We start from the raw sequence: 397 nt of genomic DNA, 5'->3' as shown, positions 1-397 counted from the left end.
GCCCCAGAAGGTGCCGAACGCCCAGTGCACGGCGATGCCCATTAAGATCGAGAGCAGGACCGCCAGAGACGGACTGCGGAACAGGCAACGCCCCAGGATGTAATAGGCGAGGAAGTGCAAAAAGACGCCCAGCGAGCCCACACGCAGCATGTCCACCGCGGCGTTGTCTCCACCCGGGAACAGGCCCGCCAGGTCCGTCAGCAGGTTGGGCACGCCCGGATCCCGCGGAAAATACGATGCCACCGGGTCAAGGGCAAAGGCCGCGGGGTATTCGGCGGCCTCCATGATCTGGGCATAATTCTGCAGGTCGCTGTCCATGCCGATGCCCTGGGGATTGAGCTCCAGCGTCCCCTGCAGGGCACACCAGCAGAACAGCGCGGCCAGCAGGATCATAGCC

Annotated in this window: 1 pseudogene; it reads right to left on the bottom strand. The window is 64.5% G+C overall.

The features are described from left to right. Positions 1-397 (bottom strand): annotated as a pseudogene (locus tag JWG43_RS19110) (translation initiation factor 2); the annotation flags it as partial.

This window comes from Desulfobulbus alkaliphilus (genome assembly GCF_016918545.1).
GTDB classification, from domain to species: Bacteria; Desulfobacterota; Desulfobulbia; order Desulfobulbales; family Desulfobulbaceae; genus Desulfobulbus; species Desulfobulbus alkaliphilus.
This window is presented reverse-complemented; position numbering and strand designations above follow the sequence as displayed.